The 442-nt window shown below is 69.0% G+C and carries 1 protein-coding gene; it reads right to left on the minus strand.

Features of this window, described 5'->3' with window-relative positions:
- Positions 1 to 442: DegT/DnrJ/EryC1/StrS family aminotransferase (locus tag AC1DF4_RS19190; protein WP_476914361.1), on the minus strand; the 442-nt coding region annotated here is incomplete at both ends.

Below are 442 nucleotides of genomic sequence, written 5' to 3' on the forward strand. Positions count from 1 at the left end.
AAGGCCACGGCCTTGCCGGCGATGACGTGCTCCAGCGGGCCGCCCTGCTGGCCGGGGAACACGGCCGAGTTGATCTTCTTGGCGATGTCGGCGTCGTTGGAGAGGATGATGCCGCCGCGCGGACCGGCGAGGGTCTTGTGCGTGGTGGACGTGGTGACGTGGGCGTGCGGCACCGGTGAGGGGTGCAGCCCGGCGGCGACGAGCCCGGCGAAGTGGGCCATGTCCACCATCAGGTAGGCGCCGACGGAGTCGGCGATCCGGCGGAACTCGGCGAAGTCGAGCTGGCGGGCGTACGCGGACCAGCCGGCAACGATCAGCTGCGGCTTGTGCTCCTGGGCCAGGCGTTCCACCTCGGCCATGTCGATCCGGTGGTCCTCTTCGCGGACCTGGTACGGGATGACGTTGTAGAGGCGGCCGGAGAAGTTGATCTTCATGCCGTGGG

The sequence above is a fragment of the Arthrobacter sp. 05N429 genome (assembly GCF_056397045.1).